We start from the raw sequence: 6785 nt of genomic DNA, 5'->3' as shown, positions 1-6785 counted from the left end.
AACCACTTGACCCCAAGGCGCCGATTTCGCTTCTGGTAGCAAGATCATCCTCGGGAGGGGGGCCCGAACTCGGGTCGGGCGTGGGCCCGGCGGGAGGCGATGACCGAGGCGATGACGGCGCCCAGGCCGAGCACCGCGATCAGGGCTTCGGGGGCCGGGCCGAGCCGGGTGGCGATGGTGGGCCCCTCCATGGCGGTGAGCTCGGCCACGTGGATGTCGGGTTCAGCCTCGGGTGACTCGTAGACGACCCGGCCGTCGGGCTCGACCACGGCGCTGATCCCGCTGGTGGAGACCACCACGGCGGAGCGGCCGTGTTCAACGGCGCGCAGCTGGGTGATGGCCAGCTGCTGGTTGGACTGGCCGGTGAAGTTGTAGTTGGCGTTGTTGGTGGGGATCACGATGATCTGCCCGCCCTCGGCCACGGAGTCGCGCACCGGCTGGTCGAAGGCGACGTCGAAGCAGATACCCACGGCCAGGGTGGTGTCCCCCACGTCCAGGGCGCCGGGCTCGGTGCCGGGGACGGCGTCGGAGCTGACGTGCTCCAGCCGGGAGACGAACCGGGTGAAGAAGTCGCGGTAGGGGATGTACTCGCCGAACGGCACGAGGTAACGCTTGTCGTAGTGCTCGCCGGGCCCGGTCTCGGGGTCCCAGACGACACTCTGGACGTAGCGGCTGCCGTCGTCGTTAAAGCGGCTCATCCCCCACAGCAGGGGCACCCCGATGTCCGCGGCGGCGTCATTGATGGTCTGTTCGGCGACGGGGTCGCGAAAGGGGTCGATGTCGCTGGCGTTCTCCGGCAGCAGCACCATGTCAGGTTCGGGGTACTCGCCCGCGCGGACCGCGTCGGCGAGGTCGTGGACGCCGTCGGCGTGGTTCTGGAGCACCTCCATGCGCTCACCGAGGATGGACATCTCGCCAACGTTGGGCACGTTGCCCTGGACCACGCCGACGGTGACGGTCTCCTGCGGGGCGGGGCGGCCGATCGCGGGCGCCACGAGACCGCCCAGGACGATCGCGGCACTGGTGGCCAAGCCGACGGCCGGGAGGATCACTCTGGCGCGTCCCCGGGCGGCCACGGCTCGCAGGAGCGTCCACACCAGCATGGCGCCGGTGAGGGCGACGGCGAAGGTGACCAGCGGAGAGGACCCCAGAGCCGCATAGCCCACGAAGGGCGTGTCCGGCTGGGCGAAGGCGAGTTTGCCCCAGGGGAAGCCGCCGAGCGGCCAGCGGGCGCGTACGGCCTCCTGGGCCACCCACAGGGCGGCGGTCCACATAGGCCAGCAGGGCAGGCGCGCGACCAGGGCCAGGCCCATGGCCATGGGCAGGAAGTAGACGGTCTCGGCGGCCGAGATAGCCAGCCACACGTCGACGCCGATGAAGTCCTGCCACTTCAGCAGCGGAACCATGAGGGTCGCGCCGGACAGGGCGCCGAGCCAGGCGGCGCGGCGCATTCGCGTCCCGCCGACGGCCAGGAGCAGGAGCGCGGCGCTGATCGGGCCGAGCCACCACAGGCCGTACGGCGGGAGCGCGAAGAGCTGAGCCAGGCCCGCTCCGACCGCGGCCAGAGCCCTCCAGAGGAGGTCGAGACGGCCCCAGCGGTACCCCGGGGCCAAGGGGGACCACACTGTGGTCCGTGCCTCGGACTCCGGCGCCGTGTTGTTCGGCGAGGGTCTGTCGGGACTCGGAGCGGGCTCCGACCCCTTCTGCTCGGCAACCACGTGGGGTGCTCGCTTTCCGCTGGAGTGTGAGGGTCCTGGCGGTCAGCATATTGGGGGGACGCGGAAAAGGCCCGAGCCACCCTTCGGACCGGCTCCGTCCCGTCGGCGGCGAGCTCGGAAGACCGTTGTCTACTGGATGTTCGGGCCTTTTCCGGGTCCAACCCCCCGCCCGGTCGCGGTACTCCGCCCCTCACCCGATCCCAACTGCACCTGGCGCGTGATGCAGCGTCCAATCGGACGAGTGGGGGCCGCACAACCGGTCCGTCCAGTGCTGGACTGGTCGTTAGGTTACCCAGACTCCCCGACCCCTTGCCTCAACCCGGGCGCCGTGTCGTGGCTACCGGATCAAGTGACGGGCGGGAAGAAAGTGATGAACCGTCGGACAGGCTAACGCACCTGAGCCCAGCACGCCAGCTGGCCAGGGGTGGTTTGCGCATGACCGCAATCGGATCGAAACCAAAGCCGCCCTGGACATTTTGATCGCAATCATGTCTGATGTGATCAACGAACCAGCCCGCTTCGATCAACTTCGAACACCGAGCTGGTTTGGCAGCACCGAAGGGCAGGGTCTACGGCCACGAGATCCGCCCGACATTGAATACGCCACACCACCGACCCAACGCGGGAGCTGACAGCCATGGCGGAGATCGTCCTCGAGGGCGTCGACAAGATCTACGGCGGCGACGTCAAGGCCGTCGACGACCTGAACCTGCAGATCAACGACGGCGAGTTCATGGTGCTCGTCGGCCCCTCCGGCTGCGGCAAGTCCACCGCGCTGCGCATGATCGCGGGTCTGGAGGAAATCTCCGCGGGCACCCTGGTCATCGGCGACGAGATCGTCAACGACCGTCCGCCCAAGGACCGCGACATCGCGATGGTCTTCCAGAACTACGCGCTCTACCCGCACATGACCGTCGAGCAGAACCTCGCCTTCGGCCTGAAGCTGCGCAAGGTCGCCAAGACCGAAATCGCCCGCCGCGTCGGCGAGGCCGCCGAGATGCTGGGCCTGGAGCCCTACCTCAAGCGCAAGCCGGGCGCGCTCTCCGGTGGTCAGCGCCAGCGTGTGGCGATGGGCCGCGCCATCGTGCGCGAGCCGCAGGCCTTCCTCATGGACGAGCCGCTGTCCAACCTGGACGCCAAGCTGCGCGTGCAGATGCGCGCCTCCCTGAACCAGCTCCACGAGCGCCTGGGCGTCACCACCGTCTACGTCACCCACGACCAGATCGAGGCGATGACCCTCGGCGACCGGGTCGCGGTACTGCGGGACGGCCGCCTCCAGCAGGTGGACACCCCCAAGCGCCTCTTCGACTCCCCCGTCAACCTGTTCGTGGCCGGGTTCATCGGCTCCCCGGCGATGAACTTCGTCGACGCCGAGCTCTCCCGCGACGGTGACGGCGCGGTGCTCAAGTTCGCCGACCACAAGCTCCCCGTCCCGGCCAGCCTCCTCGAGGAGCGCCCGCACCTGAGCGAGTACGTGGGCAAGTCGGTCATCCTGGGCATCCGCCCCTCGGACTTCAACGACGCCGAGTTCGACGGCAACGGCGACCCGCGCATCGACGTGACCGCGAACGTCACCGAGGAGCTGGGTACCGAGATCAACGTGATCTTCGGCATCGACGCCCCGCCCGTGCGCCACGAGGACGCCACCGCCCTGGCCAAGGACGCCGCAGGAGACGAGGAGGGCCCCGAGAGCGGCATGCCGCTGAGCGACGACCGTTCGCTGTTCACCGCCCGTGTGAGCCCGCGCAGCAGCGTGCGCCCGGGTAGCACGATCAGCCTGTCCGTGGACGTCAGCCAGCTGCACTTCTTCGACCAGGAGAGCGGCCTGGCCATCGGCCACCCGGACAACGTCTGAATCTTCTGACGCCCATCCACTGACGTCCCCCTCCCGCCGGTCTTCCACTCCCGGACCGGCAGGTGCGGGCGGCGCCCCATCCCCCGGGGCGCCGCCCGCACTGTTTTCGGGGGTGCTGCTTTTCGGCTGGTCCGCTTCCCACCAGTCAGGTGCCCGCTTCCCGAATGCGGTCATCCGGGTTTCGGTGGGCGGTTCAGTTGGCCGCCCAGATCGCGGCATTGAGTGCGGCGGCGAAGCAGACCCAGGCCAGGTAGGGCGCCAGCAGCAGAGCCGCCGTCCGGCTGTGCCGCCAGGCCAGTAGCAGGGTCACGGCCACCGCCACGGCCAGCAGCACGATGTCCACGAACGCGAGCCCGTAGAGCCCAGCCCCGAAGAACAGCGGTGTCCAGGCGGCGTTGAGCAGCAGCTGAAGCGTGTAGACGGCCAGGAAGACCATCGCGCCCTGGGTGCCCGCCGCGCGCCACACCAGCCAGCCCGCCACTCCGATAAGCACGTACAGGACGATCCACACCGGACTGAACAGCCAGGAGGGCGGCGCCCACGCGGGCAGGTCGAGCCGGGCGTAGACGTCCCCGGAGCCGGCAGCCGCTGAACCCCCGACCAGCGCGGTGGCCAGCACCGCCACCGCGAACGCCGCGGCGGCCATCAGCGAGTGGCCCGGCTCGGGTGTCGTGCGGACGCTGCTCTCCACCGGTCCTCCTCGGATACGTGCTCTCCCTTTCGGACCTACCCGTTCTGTCCCCGGCCTCCCGGGCGGTCCGCGCTGCCTGTCCGGCCTGGCCGGGCAGACAAACCTTCCCTTGTGGTGACATTTTCGTTCCCCGGGGTCAGGTATCTCTTCCTTGACCGTCTGGATCGGGCACTTGAACCATGTGATGGTGCGCAACCGAGCCCCAGGAGTCGCTATAGCCCCCGAACCGGTGTCAGCCGTCGACACGCTGCACGGTCGGCCCGTACCCGACCCCTACCGCTGGTTGGAGACGTCGGACTCCCCCGAGACCCTCCGCTGGTTGGAGGAACGCGGCCGGGAGTACGACCGCGAGGCGAGCACCTGGCACCTGCGCGAACACCTGGCCAGGCGCATCCGCGCACTGGTGGCCACCGACCTGTGGACCCCGCCGGTCCACCGCCCGGGCGCCCTGTTCTGTACCGTCCGTCCCGCCGGAAGCGAACACCCCCGCCTCGTCCTGTTCCCCGCCTCACCAGAGGCCCGAGGATCTGCCGAGGTTTACGGTGAGCCCCGAACCGTCTACGACCCCTGCGCCGAGGACCCCACCGGGCGGACCACGCTGGATGCCTGGGAGCCGAGCCCCAACGGGGTTCTGGTGGCCGTTCAGACCTCCTCCGGCGGGGTGGAGCGGGGTGGGCTGCGGGTGATCCGGGCCGACACCGGGGCTCCGGTCGGGCCGACAGTGCCCAAGGTGCGCTACTCACACGTGGCCTGGCTGCCCGGAACGGAGCGTTCCTTCTACTACGTGCGCCGGGACGGGGCCCAGGGGGTGCGCGGAGTCTGGTTGCGGCGGGTCGCGGACGGCGCCGAGACGCTCGTGTACTCCTGCGCCGAGACGGGTACCGTGCCCGGGGTCCGGGTGTTGGACGGGCGTTGGCTGCTGGTCACCGAGGGCCACGGCACCGGGCACCGCACGGACCTGTGGCTGGCCGATCTACTCACCGATCCACCCGAAAAGCCGGTTTTCCGAGCTTTGCAGGTAGGACCCGAGGCCGAGACCGAAGTACGGCCGGGCCCTGACGGGGTGCTGTACCTGCGCACCACCCTGAACGCACCCCGACGCCGTGTGTGCGCGGTGGACCCGGGTGCCTCTGACGGACTCGGACCCGAGCACTGGCGCGAGGTCGTCGCCGAGGACCCCGGGGCGACCCTGGACGCCTTCTGCCCCTACCGGAGCCCGGACGGCCCCGCGCTGCTCGTGGTCCGCACCCGGTTGGGGATCAGCGCGGCCGCCGTGCACGACGCCGTCACCGGGGCACCGTCCCACCGGGTCGAGCTGCCCGGTGAAGGCATGGTCTCCGGCCCCGTCGCGGCCCCCGACGGCACCCTGTACCTCGGGTACGCGGACGTGGCCACCCAACAGCGGGTGCTGCGGTTGCCTCCGGGGCGGCACAGACCCGACTTCTGGCCGCCCGAGCCTTCCGAACCCGGGACATCGAACACCGCGCCCGCCGTGGTGCGGACCGTGGTCTGGTGCCGCTCCGAGGACGGCACCCGGGTCCCAGTCACCGTCTTCGACGCCTCCGGCAGCTCCGGCGGCTCCGATCCGGGGCCGACCCTGCTGCACGCCTACGGCGGTTTCGGGCGGCCCCGCCAGTTCGGGTTCAGCGCGACCGTCTTGGCCTGGCTGCTGTCCGGCGGCCGTTACGCCGTGGCCCACGTGCGCGGCGGCGGTGACGCCGGGCGCCGGTGGCACATGGAGGGTTCGGGCCGCCACAAGCCGCGCGCGGTGCAGGACCTGGTGGCCGCCGCCGACGCCCTGGTCTCCGCCGGCTGGTGCACGCGCGCCCAGCTGTGCCTGTCCGGTGGTTCGGCCGGCGGGCTGCTCGTACTGGCCGCCGCCACCGCCCGCCCGGACCTGTGCGCGGCGGTGATCGCCTCGGCCCCGCTGGCCGACATGGCCCGCTTCGAACGCATGGGGCTGGGCCGGATGTGGACCCGGGAGTTCGGCACCGCAGCCGATCCCGACGACTTCGCCGCCCTGATGTCCTACTCGCCCTACCACCGGGCGTTGGACAGCGCCGTGCGCACACCAGGGCTGCGCCATCCCAGCGTCCTGCTCACCGGGTTCGACGGCGACACCCGGACCGACGCCGCCCACCCGCGCAAGATGTGCGCGGCTCTGCTGGCGGCCGCCGGTACGGACGGGGACCGACCCGCCGCGCTGCTCCGCTACGAACGCGACGTTGGGCACGGCCCGCGCGCGGTGAGCAGAGCGGTGGGCCTGGCCGCCGACGCACACGCGTTCGCGGCCCACAGAACGGGGCTGACCGGGCGCTGACAGCGCACGAGTGAGCTCTGGCCATGAGGATCAAGCAACTCAGGAAAGCGAGGTGCGGTATGGACCCCATCGAGGTTGAGGTCGAGGACCTGGCGGAGGTGACCTCCCGCGACATCACCGCGGGCGGCGACAGCGACGGCACCGACTCCAGCTCGGACTTCATCTGATCCGGTCCCGCCCGGTCCGGCTGCCACGTCCCGG

At 70.6% G+C, this 6785-nt stretch carries 4 protein-coding genes; 2 read left to right on the top strand and 2 right to left on the bottom strand.

Features of this window, described 5'->3' with window-relative positions:
• Positions 1-44: 44 nt before the first annotated feature.
• Entirely contained in the window at positions 45-1718 is a 1674-nt protein-coding gene (gene lnt, locus D457_RS0123875) for an apolipoprotein N-acyltransferase (protein ID WP_017583204.1), read from the bottom strand.
• A 637-nt stretch (positions 1719-2355) separates the two neighbouring features.
• Between lnt and D457_RS0123870 the strand changes: the two genes are divergently transcribed.
• Positions 2356-3573 carry an ABC transporter ATP-binding protein gene (locus D457_RS0123870; protein ID WP_017583203.1) on the top strand — a complete coding sequence of 406 codons (1218 nt, stop codon included), beginning with the start codon at positions 2356-2358 and terminating at the stop codon, positions 3571-3573.
• 193 nt (positions 3574-3766) lie between these two features.
• Here D457_RS0123870 and D457_RS0123865 read toward each other — a convergent pair whose 3' ends face one another.
• A complete protein-coding gene (locus D457_RS0123865) occupies positions 3767-4264 on the bottom strand; it encodes a TspO/MBR family protein (protein WP_017583202.1) in 498 nt (165 codons plus the stop codon).
• A gap of 184 nt (positions 4265-4448) precedes the next feature.
• On the opposite strand from D457_RS0123865, the gene D457_RS0123860 reads away from it, so the two are divergent.
• Entirely contained in the window at positions 4449-6584 is a 2136-nt protein-coding gene (locus D457_RS0123860; RefSeq protein WP_026116959.1) for a prolyl oligopeptidase family serine peptidase, read from the top strand.
• Positions 6585-6785: the final 201 nt, after the last annotated feature.

Source organism: Nocardiopsis valliformis DSM 45023 (genome assembly GCF_000340985.1).
In the GTDB taxonomy this organism is placed as follows: domain Bacteria; phylum Actinomycetota; class Actinomycetes; order Streptosporangiales; family Streptosporangiaceae; genus Nocardiopsis; species Nocardiopsis exhalans.
Note: the sequence above shows the minus strand (reverse complement) of the source record. Positions and strands in the feature narration are given on the sequence as shown.

Bases quoted from the DNA above. Each gene is read 5' to 3' on its own strand.
- D457_RS0123860 (WP_026116959.1), top strand. From the start codon at position 4,449: ATGGTGCGCAACCGAGCCCCAGGAGTCGCTATAGCCCCCGAACCGGTG.
- D457_RS0123870 (WP_017583203.1), top strand. From the start codon at position 2,356: ATGGCGGAGATCGTCCTCGAGGGCGTCGACAAGATCTACGGCGGCGAC.